We start from the raw sequence: 18565 nt of genomic DNA on the forward strand, positions 1-18565 counted from the left end.
TTACGGCTGATGCGCTGGTTTTAATAAATCATTTACTGTTTTTACCGGATTAAAAGTAATCAAAGGCACTTGAACAAATACGGTAATCCAGTTTGCCATAGCACCATTCCATAACCCCGGTAATTCATATGCTTTTATATCTCTTCCAGAAGTAGTTTTCTCTACTATAAAACCACTATTATGATCTACAAACTGAGTCAGGTCAAACTTCTCTTTTTTATAATTTTTGATTCCGCAAACTAAATCCACGGGATTGAAATGAGTCGATGCATTCAGTATTTCCCTTTGATTGTCATCCAACAAATCTACTTGGGAGCTTTCAACAATTTGTAACGAAATTGAACCTTTTTTATCTTTTATCCAAAAAGGACCACCTCCGGCTTCACCCTCGTTTTTTACCATTCCGCAAACTCTGATAGGTTTATTTAAAATAGCTTTGATTTCGGTTATTTTATTTTCAAAACTAAGTTTGTAAAAACTGTCCTGAATTTTAATGTTTAATTTTTCCTCCAAAAAAAGTAAAATTTCCTCACTTTCCTCTTGTTGAATTTCTTCAGCATCAATTGCATGTAAATACTTAAACACTTGCTGTTGTGATTCTATTAAAATTCCTGCCAATGCTTTTTTATACAAAGCGATTTTTTGAATATTATTTTGAATAACATTGTCGATATTTTTTATAAAAATAATATCGGCATCGAGATTATTCAAATTTTCTATCAAAGCTCCATGGCCTCCAGGTCTAAAAAACAACTCTCCATTTTCATCTCTAAAGGGGTTGTTTTCCACATCTACTGTAATCGTGTCTGTACTCTTATTTTGATACGAATAATCAACATATATTGAAGTGCCGGATTTCTTTTCTATTTTATTTTTAATGCTATCAATAACACTTTCAAATTGCTTTTGATGAGATTCAGAAACCGTAAAATGCATATTTGAATTTGCATAATGAACACATTCATTCAAATGCTCTTCAACTGGAGTCGCAATGTGTGTTTTGTATTTATGAAAAGGTAGAATTGCTTTTGGTTTATTGGAAAAATCAAAATAATCAGAAGCCAGAAGCAATTTTATAAAGTAATAATTTTTATAACTGCTGTCTAAAGAATCAAAATCAGCAAACTCCTCTTTAAGTTGCTTATCAATTGCTTCAAAAAAAGGAAATTTCTCCATGCCAACTATAAAAATAGATAATTCTGTATCTTTTTTTCTGTTTATGTAGGCGTTGATGCTTTCGTTTTCAATATCAAAATCCTTCAAAAAAGCAATTAAAAACTTGAACATTCTACTTGCCGCTCCAGATGCAGGAACAAATTTCTCTAGTTTAAAACTGGATTTATTTTCATCAAAATAATCTGCTTTTTGACGAAAATCATTTTCTGATAATTTTAAAATACCATTAAATAAAGTTGCCGGACCAACCAGATTACTCCTTGTTATTCCGTTTCTAAAAAAGCTAAGCTGTTCCTGAATGTTTTTTAACGGAACACCTTTTTCATAAATCTGAACAAAATCAAGAGAAGAAAGTCCCATTTCTTTAGCTTTTGACAAATCATTGATAATAGCAACTGCTTTCTTGAGTCGTAATTTTTTATCTCCTGAAAGAATTACAAATGGTTTTTTATTATCAATTAAGGATTGCTTGAAAATTGCAAATACCGATTCTCTTTCTTCTGGACGATCTCTTAAATCATCTTTTTCCCATGGAACGTCAATATCCGTAAGAAAAAACAAATCGTATTCATGTTTGCGAGCCGCTTGATCTAATAATGGATCACAATAATCATAATACATTTCCGAAAAAACTTTGGTTACCAATAAATTAGTATCACAAAAAAGATATTTATTGGCAATTAAAGCGCTTTCATTTTCTAATTTGGTTTGCCCTAAAGCAATAGGAAGCATGTCGTCAACATCGCAAATTTGCTGGCTTGCATCCCATTTTTCTTGCAGATAATCGCGTGCATATTCAGGAACCCATTCGGTTTTATAATATTCCGCAAGTTGTTTTGCTAATGTGGTTTTTCCGGTACTTTCGGGACCAAATAAAGCTATTTTAATTATTTTTGTAGCTCCGTTTGAGAGCTGTCTGAGATTTTCTTCCATTCTAAATAGCCAAAAATGGCAACTATTGTAAATACTACGTATTGAAAACTTGTAAAAGTAAATCCTTTTGAAAAATATAATGGAATTGAAATTACATCTCCTATAATCCAAAGTATCCAATTTTCTACTTTCCTTTTGGCCATGAGCCACATTCCTACAAAGAAAATTCCTGTGATAAATGTATCAACATAAGCATACCATGTGGTGAATTTTCCGAAATAATGATACACCGAAACCACAAAAGCGACCGTAAATATAAAAAGAATTATCGCAATTCGTTTTTCTGAACTTGAAATTTTTGAAATTGGAAACTCAACCGTGTCATCTTTTTTTCTGGTCCAATGGTACCAACCATAAATACTCATCACAAAATAATACCCATTAATCATCATATCGCCCCATAAAGTCCACTTCCAAAGCAAATAAACAAATATTAAAGTACTTACAATCCCTGTGGGAAACACTAAAATGTTATCTTTTTTAGCATACCAAACACTTGCCAATCCAAAAACGACCGCCACAATTTCCAGAACGATATCTAATGTTGGGTAATCTGCATATTGAGAAAAAAAGTATTCTATCATTAGAAAAAATTAAATTATTTGTCAAAAAAATCATTATCGTTTTCAAAAGCAGTTCCTATAATTACTAAATCGGCTCCGGCATGGTAAGCGTTTTGAATTCCTTGCAAATCTATAATTCCGCCGCCAACAAGTAATGGAATTTCAATATTCTGAGAAACTAATTCAATCATTTCTAACGGAACAGCTTGTTTTGCGCCACTTCCCGCTTCGAGATAAATCAACTTATTGCCTAACATTTCGCCGGCTTGAGCTGTTGCCAATGCCAAATCCAGATTATTCCTATCCAAAGGCTTGGTTTTGCTAATGCGTTCTACCGCAGTTTCATTGCTACTTTCTATCAAAATATATCCAGTGGAGATAATTTCGAGTTGGGTTTTCTTTAAAATGGGTGCCGCTTTTACTTGGTGTTCGATTAAATAATCGGGATTTCTTCCTGAGATTAAAGATAGAAACAAAATCGCATCGGCTTTGTTTGATATTTGGGATGGATTTCCCGGGAATAAAACGATAGATAATGTGCTGTTTTTTTTTATTTCTATAATTAATCTGTCTAAGATGTTATTTTCTACCAAGCTTCCGCCAATGAAAATATGAGTTGCCGGCGATTGATTGATTTTCGAGATTAAATCCCCAAGATTTTCCCAGACGATTTTGTCGGGATCGAGGAGAATTGCCAGTAATTTTTGGTTATTGGTTTTGGCTTTTAAAATGTTGTTATAAATGTTTGTCATTTTTGGCACGCGGATGGCACGGATTTTACAGATTTACACGAATTATTTAACTGATTATTGTAGCTGAACACTAAAAACTGAGCACTGACCACTATTTTTCAAGGGCATAAACTAAAGTAAATTCTTCTATCTCTTCAAAATAAATATCAAAATCTTTTACCAGATTATCAAAATGCAGTTCAGCAATAGTTTGTTTACTTTCTAATTCGAAAGTATCGACTTTAATATGATCTTTGAAACTGATTCCTTTTTCGTTTCTAATTTTAAAAATCGCTTCTTTGGCGCCCCAAATTACGGTCAATTTTCGAATGTATTCTTGTGTTTTTTCAGTCGCGAAGCTTGGTGATAAAAATTGAAACTCCGAGTCACAGAATTTATCTGCGATTCGGATGATTTTATCTCTTTGCAATTCGATATCGATTCCTACGGTTTCGTCACTAATGATAATTGCCGAAAAATTATGAGAATGGGTTATAGAAATATGCCTCTCTCCGTTGAGATGCGGTTTCCCGACTTCATCATAATATAAATCCAAATCCGTGTGACCAGTTTCCTGTAATAATTTGCGAACACTCAGGAAGGCGCGTTGGTGCATTTCGGATTTCATTCCGTCAAGTCGGATACGATTGGTATCGTTTAAAACCACTTGTTCTAATAATTCTTGAAAAGATTCGGTTACTTTCCAAACGAGGATTTGGGTAGTGGAATTGACATGTATCGTTTTGTAAAGTGGCATCGTGTTATCTTGATTTTTAGCCCCGGTAGCAGCGGCATCCTTTTTTCACGCTTTTTTGCGTGTAAAAAGATATAGCGAATAACGGGAAATAGCTCCTGAAAAAAATTATTTAGTTAATGTTCAAAAGATTAGCGAATTAAACAATTCATAAATCTTTTAGAAAATAGTAAAATTCTAAAGTTATTACGTAAATTTGCAAAAAATTTTACACTTACAAATATACTATAAATGAGTACTACAACTATGCCTTTTGTGGCTTTCAAAGTAAAAGACATTTCTCTAGCGGCTTGGGGAAGAAAAGAAATTGAACTAGCAGAAGCTGAAATGCCAGGTTTAATGGCGCTTCGTGCTGAATACAAAAACGAACAACCACTTGCTGGTTCTCGTATTGCAGGATGTTTGCACATGACAATCCAGACTGCGGTTTTGATTGAAACGTTGATCGCTCTTGGTGCTGAAGTGACTTGGAGTTCTTGTAACATTTTCTCTACTCAAGATCAAGCTGCTGCTGCAATTGCTGCTGCAGGAATTCAAGTTTATGCTTGGAAAGGTTTGAACGAAGTAGATTTTGACTGGTGTATTGAGCAAACATTATTCTTTGGTGAAGACAGAAAACCATTGAACATGATTCTTGATGACGGTGGAGATTTGACTAATATGGTTATTGATCGTTACCCGGAATTGGTTGCTGGAATCAAAGGATTATCTGAAGAAACTACAACTGGAGTTCACAGATTATACGAAAGAGTAAAAGCTGGAACATTACCAATGCCTGCAATAAACGTTAATGACTCGGTTACTAAATCGAAATTTGACAACAAATACGGTTGTAAAGAAAGTGCTGTTGATGCTGTTCGTCGTGCAACTGACTTGATGCTAGCCGGAAAAAGAGTAATCGTTTGTGGATACGGTGACGTAGGAAAAGGAACTGCTGCTTCTTTTAGAGGTGCTGGTTCTATTGTTACCGTTACTGAAATTGACCCAATTTGTGCTTTACAAGCTGCAATGGACGGTTTTGAAGTAAAGAAATTAGATACTGTTGTTGGTAATGCTGATATTATCATCACGACAACTGGAAATAAAGATATTGTTTTGGGTTCTCATTTCGAAAAAATGAAAGACAAAACTGTTGTTTGTAACATCGGGCATTTTGATAACGAAATTGATATGGCTTGGTTGAACACGAACCACGGTGCATCAAAAGTGGAGATCAAACCACAAGTTGATAAATATACTATTGCTGGAAAAGACATTCTTATCTTGGCTGAAGGTCGTTTGGTAAACCTTGGTTGTGCTACAGGTCACCCAAGTTTTGTAATGAGTAACTCATTTACAAACCAAACTTTGGCTCAAATCGAATTGTGGAAAAACAGCGCGGCATACAACAATGACGTGTACATGTTACCAAAACATTTGGATGAGAAAGTGGCTATGTTACACTTGGCTAAATTAGGTGTTGAATTGGAGACTTTACGTGTTGATCAGGCTGATTACATCGGTGTTCCTGTTGAAGGCCCATTCAAACCAGAGTATTACAGATATTAGTCTTTTTTAATTACGAATTAAAAATTACGAATTACGATAGAAACCCTTGCAGAGATGCGAGGGTTTTTTTATTACTCAAAAAGAAAGAAAACATTGTCAATAATCTAATCAAACTTATCTTAATGATTTACAGTATTTTTTATATATTTGAATTAATCAATTACGATATCCTACCGGCTGGGAAAACATTTTTTCATTAAAAGACTATCTAATGCAAGACGACGATAATAATTCTTCCAGTCAAAACTCCGAACAGACATCGCCAGGAAGCTCAAGACCATCTACTCCACAAAGAGACACTTCTACAATTCAAGAAAGATCAGAAAATCAGGGCGAAATTCTTAGGAAATAGTATAAACTCCAAAACAGATTATCACAATTAAACCAATTAAAAAACTCCATATAGAAGTTTTAAAAAAAAAGATTCGTTTTTCTTGGTTTGATTGATTTTTTAAAATTGCATTGTCTAAAGAAATAATTTTGTTACTTAAAAAATTCTCTGTTTCGTATTTAGAACCATCAAAAATATCGGATTGCAATATATTTCTAGGAATACTACCTTTTAGTCTAGTCTTAGTGGGATAAATTATCTTTAATAACAATCCTATTGAAATACATAAAGACATACCAAATATTAAACAGGCCTGAATTATAAAAGAATAAAAGTCTATATAAGTCAATTGACTTGTTAAAAATCCTATAACGGAAACTAACATTACAATCAAAATTTGAAACAATGAAAAGGCTTTATTTGTTGTAATACTTTCTGTTAAGTTCATTTCCTCCAAAACAAATTCAGCTTCGGACTTTAGCCTTTCTAAAAATGCAACCTCAAGCCTATTTAGAATATCAATATTTTTATTTTCCATTTTATAAAATTAAAAATTAAAATACAATAACCAAATCTAAAAAGCATAAAGACTCTCTTGCTTCCGCTAGATAAACCGTTTTACGAGTAATTACAAACAAAACATAACCCAAAGAAAACAATTTTTAAAACCTATCAAAAAACAAAAAAACCCGTTTCTTTCGAAACGGGTTTTTAAATAATTGAGAAAATCAATTATGCTTCAACTTCAAATGGAAGGATAGAAACGTATGATTTGTTATCTCTTTTCTTTTGGAAGAAAACAACTCCATTACTCCCGCTCTTCGAAGTCTCCTGACTTCTTAAGCAATATATGATATCAATTTCATCACAGCTTATTGTTTCAAATTAGTTAAAGCATAATCTAAATTATATTAAACAATAATTATATAACTTTATGTCTAAATAACGATGCCAGATTACCAAAACTCTTTCGTAACTTCGTAAGTATTTAAAAATTAAATAATTATGAAAAATTATCTATTTATATTTTTACTCATATTGCCATTTTTTTGTATCGCACAAAGCACGATTAAAACCGATTCACTTGGTGCTCCTACCAAATCATACGGCAATTTTTCTAAAGTAATTGGATGGAAAGACGGTGAAACACCGATAGCACCTCCGGGATTTACGGTAACAAAATATGCGGATGGTTTTAAAAACCCGCGTTGGATGTATGTAACCCCAAACGGGGATGTGCTGGTTGCTCAAAGTAATTCCAATTACAGCCTACTCAAACAAATTGGAGCCACACTGAAAGGCGTATGGAGATCTAATAATTTAAAACACAGCGCTAATATTATTACCTTACTTCGAGACAGCAATAAAGATGGCATTCCCGATTTGAGGGAAACTTTTCTTACCGAGGGACTCAATCAACCTTTCGGTATGTTAGTGATAGACAATTGGTTTTATGTAGCTAATACCAATGCAATATTGCGCTATCCGTATAAGGCAGGGCAAACAAGATTAACGGGCAAGGGAGAAAAGATAGTCGACCTTCCAGCAGGAAAGCACAACGGACACTGGTCCAGAAATATTATTGCCAATAGTGACAACTCAAAAATTTATATTGCGGTGGGTTCCGGGTCAAACATAGCCGAAAAAGGAATGGCAAACGAGTTACTTCGCGCCAATATATTAGAAGTAAATCCCGACGGTTCTGAATTGCGAGTCTTTGCAGCAGGACTCCGTAATCCAGTAGGAATGGGTTGGGCGCCAGGAACCAAAACACTTTGGACAGTAGTAAACGAACGCGATGGATTGGGAGACAACCTCGTTCCCGACTACCTGACTTCCGTTAAAGAAAATGGCTTTTATGGCTGGCCTTACGCCTATTTTGGACAACATGTAGATGTAAGAGTAAAAGAAATGAAACCCGAATTAGTAAAAAGAACTTTGGTCCCCGATTTTCCTTTAGGTGCACATACAGCATCCCTTGGACTGGCTTTTTATACTGGAACTTCTTTTCCTGAAAAGTACCGAAATGGTGCCTTTATAGCACAGCATGGCTCTTGGAATCGAAAAATAATATCAGGTTATCAAATGATTTTCGTCCCTTTTAAAGACGGGAAACCATCGGGCAAATCAGAAGACTTCCTTACTGGCTTCATTGTAGATCCGGAAAAGGATATCGTTCGCGGGAGACCAGTTGGTGTAATTGTCATACCCAATGGTGATTTACTACTTACGGACGACAAAACCAACACCATTTGGCGGGTAACCACCACAAAATAAAAGAATTTAAAAACCACTTTTTCATTATAAATCTCTCCAGTTGTGCAAAGCCTCCGACTTTGACCCGACTGCCCAGCTATGTCTCCAGTTCGATAGTGCAAATTTGCAATCTTTACCCATAAAACAAAAACGACTACAATAGTTGCAGTTTTTTTTTACTTTTGAAAAAAAATTAAAAATGCCAAAGAAACTTCTTGCCCTATGTTTAGTATTTATTTTTACTATAACACTACACAGCCAAAACAACCAACAAAAAACAGACAGCCAATGGCTGATAAAAAACACGAACGTTGTTGATGTCCTTTCCGGTAAAATATTAAAAAACAGAAACATTTTAATAGAGAACAACAAAATAATTGCCATAAGTAAAAAAAATAAAAATTATGACAACGTACCCGCTTCTAATCAAATAGACGCTGGTAATAAATACGTAATTCCCGGTCTATGGGACAATCATGTCCACATTGAAGGCGAAAATCTTGTGGAAGATAACCTGGCTTTATTTCCGGTATATTTAGCGTATGGCATTACCACTGTTCGAGATTGCGCAAGTGATTTGGGAGAACAGGTATTGTCTTGGCGAGATCAAATAAACAATGGCAGTTTACTTGGCCCAACCATTTTTACAGCCGGAAGAAAACTAGAAGGAATAAACTCAATATGGAAAGGTGATTTAGAAATCAGCAATGAAGCTGAACTCCATTCAATGCTTGATAAATTAGACAGCTACAAGGTAGATTTTGTTAAAATTACCGAAAGCACACTTGAAGCTCCTTTGTTTACAAAAAGCGTACTTGCCGCCCACAATAGAGGCTACCTCGTTTCCGGTCATATTCCGATAAATGTCAGTATTGAAACCTTAATTGACAATGGCTTTTCCAGCATCGAACATGCGAGCTACGTTTTACGATTAGGAAGTGATGAAAAGGAAATAATTTCAAAACTCAATTCCAAAGAAATCACAAGAGGTCAGGCTGAACAACTGTACAATAAAAATTTCAATCAAGAGAAAGCCATTTCGAATTATAAAAAACTGGCTAAAAAAGGAATGACAGTAACCCCTACATTAATAGGAGGCAAACAATTGGCTTATTTAGACGAAAACAATCATCAAAACGATGCATATCTTCAATATTTAACCAAGCGTTTTACGGGTAATTATCAATGGCGAATTGGTCGAATGGCAGGTGAAACGGCTGAGCAAAAGCAACAGAAAAAAGACAAATACAAACGTATCGCACAACAAGTTCCATTGATGCAAAGAGCAGGTGTCACTATATTGGCAGGAAGTGATTCTGCGGCATTAAACACATTTGTTTATCCGGCAGCAGCGTTAACAGAAGAACTTGAATTGTTTCAAAATGCCGGTATGCAACCCAAAGACATTTTGAAAACCGCCACCATTAACGGAGCAAAATTCTTAAAGAAGTCAGATACAATGGGTTCTGTAAACAAAGGAAAAATAGCCGATTTGGTAATTCTGGATGAAAATCCTTTGATTGACATTAGAGCTGTAAACCGAATTTATAGTGTTTTTACAAAAGGCCAATACTTTAACAGAGAAAACTTAAACACTATGTTAGAAACAGCGAAAAACAAAAAAATAGAATTGGATAAAAAAAGGAAATAATCATTCCGAGCTTACGAAATATCCCCAGTTTGGCAGAGATTTTACGTTTTTTCGGGTAGAGACGCACTGCAGTGCGTCTCTACGATGTGTCCTACGGTGACGAACAATCAATAATTGACTCTCAAACGAACTACCATACGGTTTTAAAAATCATTCAACCAATTCATTTCCCTTTTCGCCTGGAGAGTCCCGAAGCTTCGGGCTGGGGTGAGGAAAAACAAAAAACCCGCTTCTTTCGAAACGGGTTTTGAATAATTGAGAAAATCAATTATGCTTCAACTTCAAATGGAAGGATAGAAACGTATGATTTATTATCTCTTTTCTTTTGGAAGAAAACAACTCCATCTACTCTTGCGTGTAGTGTATGATCTTTACTGATGTAAACGTTTGCACCTGGATTATGTTTTGAACCTCTTTGTCTTACGATGATGTTCCCAGCAATAGCAGCTTGACCACCAAAAATCTTAACACCTAAACGTTTTGATTCTGATTCTCTACCATTCTTAGAACTACCGACACCTTTCTTGTGAGCCATGACGTATTAGTTTTATATTTTGTTATTATTCTTGTGTATCTTCTTTTTTAGCTTTAGCTACCTTTTTCTTAGGAGCTTCTACTTCTTCTGTAGTTGCTTCAACTGCTGCTTTTTTAGGAGCCGCTTTTTTAGCACCAACACCAGTAATACCTTCAATTACAATTTGAGTAAGATATTGTCTGTGACCATTTCTCTTTTTGTATCCTTTTCTTCTTTTCTTTTTGAAAACGATAACTTTATCTCCTTTTAAGTGTTGTAACACTTTAGCTTCTACTGAAGCACCTTCTATAGCTGGGGCGCCTAAAGTGATAGTTCCGTTATCATCTAATAAAAGAACTTTGTCAAAAGAAACTTTTGAACCTTCTTCATTAGTCAAACGGTGAACATAAACCTTTAAGTCTTTGCTTACTTTGAACTGTTGCCCTGCTATCTCTACGATTGCATACATACTGAATTGTTTTAATAATTTTTAAGGTTGCAAATATACAATTAAATATTTAACCTGCAATTAGTAAAACAAAAAATATTCCCCAACACTAACTCCCTGATTTATCATACTTTTGAAGCCAATTGAGAAAAAACACAAATGAACAGTTGTTAAAGTTTCATTCTGTAGTATTTTTGATGTAACAATACCCTCTTTTTCGTTACTTATAGAAAATAAAAAATTATTAATCCATATGAAAAAATCAATAATGGCCTTAAGTACAGCGCTCATGCTTGGTGGAGTAGCTTCGGCTCAAAAAGTAGTTTTCGAAGAATACAATTTAGATAATGGCATGCATGTCATTTTGCACAACGATCCTTCTGCGCCTGTAGTTGTTACTTCTGTGATGTATCATGTGGGTTCCAAAGATGAGAAACCGGATCGAACTGGTTTTGCCCATTTCTTTGAACATTTATTATTTGAAGGAACTGAAAACATCAAACGTGGTGAATGGATGAAAATTGTAAGTTCAAACGGAGGAACAAACAATGCTAACACTTCAGATGACAGAACGTACTATTACGAAGTATTTCCTTCTAATAATTTAGAATTAGCCCTTTGGATGGAATCCGAAAGATTAATGCATCCTGTAATCAATCAAATTGGTGTTGATACTCAAAATGAAGTAGTAAAAGAAGAGAAAAGAACTAGTTTTGACAATCGTCCTTATGGAAACATTCTTACGGTTGTAAAAGAAAACATGTTCAAAAATCATCCGTATCGCTGGACTACCATTGGTTCAATGAAGGATTTGGATGCCGCAACCTTAGAAGAATTTCAAGCATTCAATAAAAAATTCTACATTCCAAACAACGCTGTTTTAGTCGTTGCCGGTGATTTTGAAAAAAATCAAGCCAAAGAATGGATTCAGAAATATTTTGGACCAATAAAAAAAGGAACTGCTGTAACGAAACAAATTTTTGTTGAAGAACCAATCACTCAAACTTTAAAAGCTACGTATCAGGATGCTAACATCCAGATTCCAATGTTAGTTGCTTCGTACAGAACACCCTCAATGAAAACAAGAGATGCCAGAGTTTTGGATTTCATCTCTTCTTATTTAAGTGATGGTAAAAGTTCTAAATTGTACAAAAAAATAGTTGATGAGAAAAAAATGGCTTTACAAATAGGTGCTGTTGGTTTTAGTCAGGAAGATTATGGAATGTATATTTTGTATGGCTTACCAATGGGAACAAATACCGCTGCTGATGTCCTGAAAGAAATTGACGAAGAAATTGTAAAAATTCAAACCGAATTAATTTCTGAAAAAGACTTTCAAAAATTACAAAATAAGTTTGACAATAATTTTGTGAATGCCAATTCAAATGTAGAGGGAATTGCCGAAAATTTAGCAACCTATTATATGCTTTACGGTGATATCAATTTAATTAACACCGAGATAGAACTTTTACACTCTATCACTCGTGAAGAAATTAGAGACGTTGCAAAAAAATATTTGAATCCAAACCAAAGATTACTTTTGGATTACATTCCTTCCACAGAACAGGCTAAAAACTAAGACATTCTAAATCATGAAAAAAACAAATATATTAGTATTCATTTTGTTGGTAACAGGAATTATGCAGGCACAAGATCGTACACAACCTAAACCTGGAGCTTCACCAGTAGTAAACATCAAAAAACCACAAACTTTTGTTATGTCAAATGGTTTGAAGGTAATGATTGTTGAAAATCATAAACTCCCTAAAGTCAGCTTCAGTCTTTCGCTGGACAACGCTCCTTATGCTGAAGGCAATAAAAAAGGAGTTGATGAATTGACGAGCAGCATGATAGGAAACGGGAGTAAAAAATTAGCAAAAGATGCTTTCAACGAAGAGATTGATTTTCTAGGGGCTGATCTTAATTTTAATTCACAAGGAGCTTATGCAAGCGCACTTTCTAAATATTCTAAACGAATATTGGAATTGATGTCTTACGGAGCTTTACACCCAAACTTTACTCAGGAAGAATTCGAGAAAGAGAAAGCGAAATTACTGGAAGGACTTAAATCTCAGGAAAAAAGTGTTCCTGCAATTGCAAACAGAGTTGTCGATGCACTTGCTTTTGGAAAAAACCACCCTTCAGGAGAATACATGACCGAAGAAACGATTAAAAACGTAACTCTTGCGGATATTCAAGCCAATTATGCTAATTATTTTGTTCCCGAAAACGCTTATCTGGTGATCATTGGAGACATCAAATACAAAGAAGCAAAACCAATTGTAGAGCAACTATTTGGATCTTGGCAAAAAAGAAGCACACCAAAACTGACCTACGCAAGACCGGAAAATGTCCCGTTTACTCAAATCAATTTTGTTGATGTTCCTAATGCAGTACAATCGGAGATTTCATTAGTGAATACATTGAATTTAAAGATGAGTGATCCTGATTTCTTCCCTGCTGTAATCGCAACGTACATTCTTGGCGGTGACTTCAATAGTTACCTTAATATGAATTTAAGAGAAAAACACGCATGGACTTACGGTGCCAGTTCCATAATAGGAAGCGGAAAATACGTGACTAAATTAAGATCGACTTCGGCGGTAAGAAACGTAGTTACAGATAGCGCAGTAGTTGAATTCATCAAAGAAATTAAAAAAATACGTACTGAGAAAGTAAGCGAGGAATTGCTGAGCAACACTAAAGCCGGTTACATCGGACGATTTGTTATGCAGGTAGAAAAACCGCAATCAATTGCCCGATATGCCCTGAATATAGAGACAGAAGATCTTCCAAAAGATTTTTATGAAAATTATATCAAAACTATCAATGCAGTGACTGCAGATGATGTACTTCGTGCAGCCAACAAATATTTCCTTTTAGACAACAAACGAATCATTATTGCCGGAAAAGGGTCGGAAGTGATTCCTGCTTTGGAAAAACTAAAAATTCCAATGTTTTATTTTGACAAATACGGTAATCCATTGGAAAAACCCGTTTTCAAAAAAGACATTCCTGCAGGCGTAACTGCCAAAAGCGTTATTGACAATTACATCAAAGCTATTGGTGGAGAAAAAGCAGCTTCTGCCGTTAAAACGATTGTAATGAATGGAACTACAACTATTCCTCAAGCACCTTCTCCTTTAAGTTTTACTTCTAAGATAGATGCTAAAGGAAAATTAATGGTTGAATTAGCGATGGGAACCATGAGTTTGATGAAACAAGTTATCAATGAAAAAGGAGCTTACATCATGCAACAAGGGCAACGTAAAAACATTGAAGGGAATGATCTTACTGAAATGAAAGCAAGCGCAACAACTTTCGAAGAGCTATTGCTTTCTAAAAAAGAAGGATTGGTATTGAGCGGTATCGAAACAATCAGTGGAAAAGATGCGTATGCTGTAAAAAATGGAAAAACAACATTCTATTACGATGTAACTTCCGGACTGAAAGTATCCGAATCAAAAACAATGGTACAAGGTGGTCAAACCATCACTCAAACTACCAATTACGGGGATTACAAAGAAGTAAAAGGGGTTAAAATTCCTTTTAACATCATCCAAAATGTAGGATTTGAATTGGATATAAAAATGTCTGATGTAAAAATCAACGAAGGTGTTTCAGATGCTGATTTTCAATAATCAAAACTTGAATTAACAAACAAAGGCTGTCTTTTTAGGCAGCCTTTGTTGTTTTATGCTATTTAAACTTTCTTTTTACTGGAATAAAACAGTGTCTGTTAGTCATTTCGACGAAGGAGAAATCACAACAACAGAATCCAGTAAATTCTATGTTTACATGGTATTATAAAGTTTTTGAATAAATTTGTTGCTCTACTGAAATCTATCCTTTTCAAACTGATCACTGATCACTGAATACTGATCACTGAACACTACTTCTTAGCCGACAAATACACGCCGATTAAAACAATAAATGCACCAAAAAACTGAACCGGTGTAAGCATTTCATTGTCTAATAATCCCCAGCAAAAAGCAACAACAGGAATCAAATACGTTACCGAGGTAGCGAAAACTGGTGAGGACATTTGGATGAGTTTAAAGAACAGGATATTCGCAATTCCCGTTCCTACAACCCCAAGAACCACTATAAACAAAACCGATTCCTGCACATTCACATCGTGTACCACTTCGAAGAAACCGGAGAAAAACAAGATGATGAAGGCCGGAAAAAACAACACCATAAAGTTACCGGTAGTAATACTCAACGGACTCAAATCATGCAGGTGTTTTTTGATTAAATTCACATTGACTGCATAACATATTGAAGCTATTAAAACTAAAATAGCATAATAATAGTTTTGTTCCGGATGATGGATAGCCCCGTTCAAAATCAACAAGGCGCTTCCTATTAGACCAATTAGAATTCCAAAAATTTGATTTCTTTTGAATTGCAATCCAAAAACCAAAGCGCCTAAAATCAATGTATTCAAAGGAGTAAGAGAATTCAAAATAGAACTCACAGAACTATCAATTTCGGTCTGGGCTATCGCAAACAGGTAAGCTGGCATAAATGTCCCAAAAAGAGAAGTTAAGGCAATGAACTTCCATTTGTGCACTGGAATTTTGGATAAACTTTTAAATCCTATCAGCAATAAAAAAACAGCTGCAAAAATGATTCGCAACGATCCCAATTGTAAAGCTGTCAAACCAATTAGTCCTTTTTTTATTAATATAAATGAACTTCCCCAAACCAAGGCAAGAACCATCAAGTACACCCATCTTAACTGCTTCGATTCCATAAAAATAATTTTACCCCAAAATTGTAATTATTTTATGAATTAGTCCTCCTTTTTTTAATTAATTTTGCAGTTCAGAAACACGCTTTTAATCTTTAAAATTTACATCATAATGAATTTCAAAAAATCAATCGTAACGCTAGTACTTACAAGTGTTTTATTTTTAGGCTGTAAAGAAAAATCAGTAGATATCGTTTCAAAAGAAACTGCAGCAACAGAAGCTCCAAAAGTTAAAAAAGAAATTGTAGCTGCCAATCTTCAAACAGCGAGTTTCTCCGTAGAAGGAATGACATGCGCAGTAGGATGTGCCAAAACGATTCAAGAAGATTTGACCGGATTGGATGGCGTTCAAAAAGCAACGGTAGATTTTGACACAAAATTAGCCACCGTAACTTTTGACAAAACAGTTCAAACTCCAGAAAAATTGACTAAAGTTGTCGAAGCCGCTGCTGACGGTAAAACATACAAAGTTTCAAATATGAAGTCGTAATTCAGACTTTTACATTTTATAAAAAAAGCATTCGTTACTGGCGAATGCTTTTTTTATAAAAATATTATTTCCACTTCAAGGTTTCCATCAGTCGCTGCATGTCATTTTTGATATAACTTGCCGCTGGCATAATGGAGTCATAATTGGGTTTTGCATAGAAATAAACAGAGCCTGTTACAAAATGTTTGGTGCTGTCTGTAGCATAAAACTGTGAATTCGTTGCCGCATTTCCTTCTACCTGATAAAACATCCCATAGACTTTTTTGTCTGAATTCAAATACGGTTGCTCCAGAATATCATCCGCTTTTATCACGTGTTCATAAGTCAATTTTTGCGCATCACGCAACAGTACATTAATATTTTTCGTCACTGGTTTATAGGTGAGATAAATGGTTGCTTTCATTTTTGGATACGTAATCGTGAATCCACAATCAGTCTCTTTTTTGATAATGGCATCCGAATTCATTTCGAAAGCAAAAGGACATTCATTTTCGAAATTTACATATTTGGCTTCCGGATAATCCAATCGCAGATAGCTTGATGGTTTTGGCAGGACATCATCTTTGCAACTAAAACTCAAAAATGAGATTGTGATTATTGCCGAAAAAGTGATTATTTTTTTAAACATTTTTACTTATTCAATCGTTACTTTTATTTGTTTAACCCGTTTTATATCTACTGCTTCTACTGTAAACAGACAGTTTTCGAATGAAATTTTCTGATCTTTTTTTGGAAAATTTCCTAAAATTTCAAGAATAAACCCGGCCAGCGTTTCGGCTTCTCCTTTTTTGATTTCAAATAATTCTTCGTCAACATCAATTATCCTATAAAAATCCTTGAGGTTTATTTTTCCTTCAAAAAGGTAATTTCTATCGTCAATTTGGGAAAAATTAATATTCTCGTCGTCAAATTCATCGCTGATATCTCCTACAATTTCTTCAATAACATCTTCCAAAGAAACCAGTCCGGAAGTTCCTCCATATTCATCGACTACAATCGCCAAATGGCTTTTCATACTCTGAAAATCTTTAAGTAAATTGTCCAATTTTTTATTTTCAGGAACAAAGAAAGGCTCTCGCAACAATGATTTCCAATCAAATTCGTTTGTATTAATATGCGGAAGCAAATCTTTGACATACAAAACGCCTTCTATCTGGTCTATATTGTCTCGGTAAACCGGAATTCTGGAATATCCTTTTTCTATTATTTTGGGACAAATAACGGAAAAGGATTCGTCTATTTCTAAAGCAAAAATATCGATTCGAGGACTCATAACTTGTCTCGTATCGGTATTTCCAAAGCTTACAATTCCTTCTAAAATTTTTTGCTCTTCTGTAGAAGTTTCATCCGAAGCGGTTAGTTCTAAGGCTTGTGACAATTGATCGACAGAGAAATTTGTTTTTTGTTTACCTAATTTGTTATGCAAATAAATAGTGGCAGCGCGCATGGGTAAACTTATTGGCGAAAGCAATTTATCCAGAAAAGCAATTGGATAAACAATCAGCTTCGCAAATTTTGTGTTGTTTCTACTGGCATATACTTTAGGCAAGACCTGACCGAATAATAAAATTAAAAAAGTCGCCGTCAGTACTTCCAGAATAAATTTTAAAAGTGGTGCTGTTACTGCCGAAAAAATAGTTTCCCCAACAAACGAAAATAATAATACTATGGAAATATTGATGAAATTATTAGCAACAAGAAGTGTCGCTACCAGTTTTTTCGGTTTTTCTAAAAGTTCAGCAATAATTTTCCCTTTGGAGTTATTTTCTTGTACCGTTTCGTCAATGTCTTTTTGTGACAACGAAAACAAGGCTACTTCAGCACCTGAAATTAAAGCGGAACAAAACAACAAAATGACTATTCCTGTAAAGCCAAATACTACATTAGCATCATTAGCGTAAGCAAAAGATAAACTGGGCTCTGGGTCCAAATTAGTTAAGATTAATTAAACAATCAAAATGGCAAGTCATTAATAGGCAAGACATTATTTTCTGGGTCAAAATTAGTGTTTTTCGCAACATCAGCTGCAGGAATTTGTTTGTTGTTTTCACTGTCTTTTTTTGTTGTAAGAAAAGTAAATTCGGTTACCTGAATTTCGGTGGTGTGTTTTGTACTGCCATCCTCTGACTGCCATTGACGGGACTTAATGCGTCCTTCCACATATATTTTATCTCCTTTAGAAAGGTATTTTTCACAAAGTTCAGCCGCTTTATTGCGTACTACCAGATTATGCCACTCTGTAGAAGTGATTTTTTCATTAGTGGTTTTATTGATATACACTTCGTTTGTTGCCAACTGAAATCTTCCGATACAATTGCCTCCGTCGAAATAATGCATTTTGATATCATCGCCAAGAAAACCGATAAGCATAACTTTATTTAATGTTCCGTTCATTGTTAGGATTTGGTATTTAT

The 18565-nt window shown here is 34.6% G+C and carries 18 protein-coding genes; 7 read left to right on the plus strand and 11 right to left on the minus strand.

Features of this window, described 5'->3' with window-relative positions; translation table 11 throughout:
- From E0H99_RS00615 to E0H99_RS00630, 4 genes are all read right to left on the minus strand, one after another.
- Positions 1-2109 (minus strand): DUF4301 family protein, encoded by a 2109-nt coding sequence (locus E0H99_RS00615; protein WP_131990326.1) that lies wholly within the window; start codon positions 2107-2109, stop codon positions 1-3.
- Complete coding sequence (pnuC, locus tag E0H99_RS00620; protein ID WP_131990327.1) at positions 2064-2693, minus strand: nicotinamide riboside transporter PnuC; 630 nt, start codon at positions 2691-2693, stop codon at positions 2064-2066. Before pnuC ends, E0H99_RS00615 begins: the two co-directional genes overlap by 46 nt.
- 14 nt (positions 2694-2707) lie before the next feature.
- Positions 2708-3424 carry a geranylgeranylglyceryl/heptaprenylglyceryl phosphate synthase gene (locus E0H99_RS00625; RefSeq protein ID WP_131990328.1) on the minus strand — a complete coding sequence of 239 codons (717 nt, stop codon included), beginning with the start codon at positions 3422-3424 and terminating at the stop codon, positions 2708-2710.
- 91 nt (positions 3425-3515) lie between these two features.
- Positions 3516-4160: a 4'-phosphopantetheinyl transferase family protein gene (locus E0H99_RS00630; protein WP_131990329.1), complete on the minus strand. Its 645-nt coding sequence runs from the start codon at positions 4158-4160 to the stop codon at positions 3516-3518.
- Positions 4161-4388: 228 nt separating this feature from the next.
- Here E0H99_RS00630 and ahcY point away from each other — a divergent pair, with 228 nt between their 5' ends.
- Positions 4389-5705: an adenosylhomocysteinase gene (ahcY, locus tag E0H99_RS00635; RefSeq protein WP_131990330.1), complete on the plus strand. Its 1317-nt coding sequence runs from the start codon at positions 4389-4391 to the stop codon at positions 5703-5705.
- A 211-nt stretch (positions 5706-5916) separates the two neighbouring features.
- Positions 5917-6057 carry a hypothetical protein gene (locus E0H99_RS17125; RefSeq protein WP_165930241.1) on the plus strand — a complete coding sequence of 47 codons (141 nt, stop codon included), beginning with the start codon at positions 5917-5919 and terminating at the stop codon, positions 6055-6057.
- On the opposite strand, the gene E0H99_RS00640 is transcribed toward E0H99_RS17125, so the two are convergent.
- Positions 6047-6574: a hypothetical protein gene (locus E0H99_RS00640; RefSeq protein ID WP_131990331.1), complete on the minus strand. Its 528-nt coding sequence runs from the start codon at positions 6572-6574 to the stop codon at positions 6047-6049. The genes E0H99_RS17125 and E0H99_RS00640 overlap by 11 nt on opposite strands.
- 467 nt (positions 6575-7041) lie before the next feature.
- On the opposite strand from E0H99_RS00640, the gene E0H99_RS00650 reads away from it, so the two are divergent.
- Together E0H99_RS00650 and E0H99_RS00655 are read left to right on the plus strand one after the other, a co-directional pair.
- Positions 7042-8313, plus strand: a complete 1272-nt coding sequence (locus E0H99_RS00650; RefSeq protein WP_131990332.1) for a PQQ-dependent sugar dehydrogenase — start codon at positions 7042-7044, stop codon at positions 8311-8313.
- A 178-nt stretch (positions 8314-8491) separates the two neighbouring features.
- Positions 8492-9943 (plus strand): amidohydrolase family protein, encoded by a 1452-nt coding sequence (locus E0H99_RS00655; protein ID WP_131990333.1) that lies wholly within the window; start codon positions 8492-8494, stop codon positions 9941-9943.
- Between the two features lie 268 nt (positions 9944-10211).
- Here the strand turns inward: E0H99_RS00655 and rpmA are convergent, their stop codons facing one another.
- Both rpmA and rplU read right to left on the minus strand, forming a co-directional pair.
- Entirely contained in the window at positions 10212-10478 is a 267-nt protein-coding gene (gene rpmA, locus E0H99_RS00660) for a 50S ribosomal protein L27 (RefSeq protein WP_086453627.1), read from the minus strand.
- A 25-nt stretch (positions 10479-10503) separates the two neighbouring features.
- Positions 10504-10926, minus strand: coding sequence for a 50S ribosomal protein L21 (rplU, locus tag E0H99_RS00665; protein WP_131990334.1), 423 nt, complete (start codon positions 10924-10926; stop codon positions 10504-10506).
- Between the two features lie 232 nt (positions 10927-11158).
- On the opposite strand from rplU, the gene E0H99_RS00670 reads away from it, so the two are divergent.
- Positions 11159-12484 (plus strand): M16 family metallopeptidase, encoded by a 1326-nt coding sequence (locus E0H99_RS00670; RefSeq protein ID WP_131990335.1) that lies wholly within the window; start codon positions 11159-11161, stop codon positions 12482-12484.
- A 13-nt stretch (positions 12485-12497) separates the two neighbouring features.
- Entirely contained in the window at positions 12498-14546 is a 2049-nt protein-coding gene (locus tag E0H99_RS00675) for a M16 family metallopeptidase (protein ID WP_240723419.1), read from the plus strand.
- 251 nt (positions 14547-14797) lie between these two features.
- On the opposite strand, the gene E0H99_RS00680 is transcribed toward E0H99_RS00675, so the two are convergent.
- Positions 14798-15664: a DMT family transporter gene (locus E0H99_RS00680; RefSeq protein ID WP_131990336.1), complete on the minus strand. Its 867-nt coding sequence runs from the start codon at positions 15662-15664 to the stop codon at positions 14798-14800.
- Positions 15665-15773: 109 nt separating this feature from the next.
- Between E0H99_RS00680 and E0H99_RS00685 the strand changes: the two genes are divergently transcribed.
- Entirely contained in the window at positions 15774-16151 is a 378-nt protein-coding gene (locus tag E0H99_RS00685; protein WP_131990337.1) for a heavy-metal-associated domain-containing protein, read from the plus strand.
- Between the two features lie 64 nt (positions 16152-16215).
- Here the strand turns inward: E0H99_RS00685 and gldD are convergent, their stop codons facing one another.
- Genes gldD through E0H99_RS00700 form a run of 3 tightly spaced genes read right to left on the minus strand, consistent with a single transcriptional unit; the run spans position 16216 to position 18545 of the window.
- A complete protein-coding gene (gene gldD, locus E0H99_RS00690; RefSeq protein WP_131990338.1) occupies positions 16216-16779 on the minus strand; it encodes a gliding motility lipoprotein GldD in 564 nt (187 codons plus the stop codon).
- Positions 16780-16785: 6 nt separating this feature from the next.
- Positions 16786-18081: a gliding motility-associated protein GldE gene (locus E0H99_RS00695; protein WP_131990339.1), complete on the minus strand. Its 1296-nt coding sequence runs from the start codon at positions 18079-18081 to the stop codon at positions 16786-16788.
- A gap of 23 nt (positions 18082-18104) precedes the next feature.
- Positions 18105-18545, minus strand: a complete 441-nt coding sequence (locus tag E0H99_RS00700) for a single-stranded DNA-binding protein (protein ID WP_131990340.1) — start codon at positions 18543-18545, stop codon at positions 18105-18107.
- Between the last annotated feature and the right edge of the window lie 20 nt (positions 18546-18565).

Source organism: Flavobacterium sp. GT3P67, assembly GCF_004349155.1.
In the GTDB taxonomy this organism is placed as follows: Bacteria; Bacteroidota; Bacteroidia; order Flavobacteriales; family Flavobacteriaceae; genus Flavobacterium; species Flavobacterium ranwuense.